Source organism: Caviibacter abscessus (assembly GCF_001517835.1).
Lineage (GTDB): Bacteria > Fusobacteriota > Fusobacteriia > Fusobacteriales > Leptotrichiaceae > Caviibacter > Caviibacter abscessus.
On record NZ_LOQG01000012.1, the window covers coordinates 1 to 340 of the forward strand.

The 340-nt window shown below is 42.1% G+C and carries 2 tRNA genes; both read right to left on the minus strand.

What is annotated here, in order from left to right:
- Positions 1-143 precede the first annotated feature (143 nt).
- A tRNA-Ala gene (locus AWT63_RS03110) sits at positions 144-219 on the minus strand.
- A 14-nt stretch (positions 220-233) separates the two neighbouring features.
- A tRNA-Ile gene (locus AWT63_RS03115) sits at positions 234-310 on the minus strand.
- Between the last annotated feature and the right edge of the window lie 30 nt (positions 311-340).

Consider the following 340-nt stretch of genomic DNA (forward strand, 5'->3'; position numbering starts at 1 on the left):
GCTTTTACTACCTAGGCATCCTCCGTACGCCCTTTCTTAGCTTTATCTTCTTTTTCTCATTCTAACTCTTTTTCTTGTGAATGTTGTTTCTCTTTTTACCTACTATTCATTTCTCATTGTCCTAAAAAAAATCTTTTAAATCTTGGTGGAGATAAGCAGGATCGAACTGCTGACCTCCGCAGTGCAAGTGCGGCGCTCTCCCAGCTGAGCTATATCCCCATACTAAAGTCTTATGGTGGGCATGAATGGACTCGAACCATCGACCCCTGCGTTATCAGCACAGTGCTCTAACCACCTGAGCTACACGCCCATAACTTTTTTTAAAGAATAAAAGCAAACA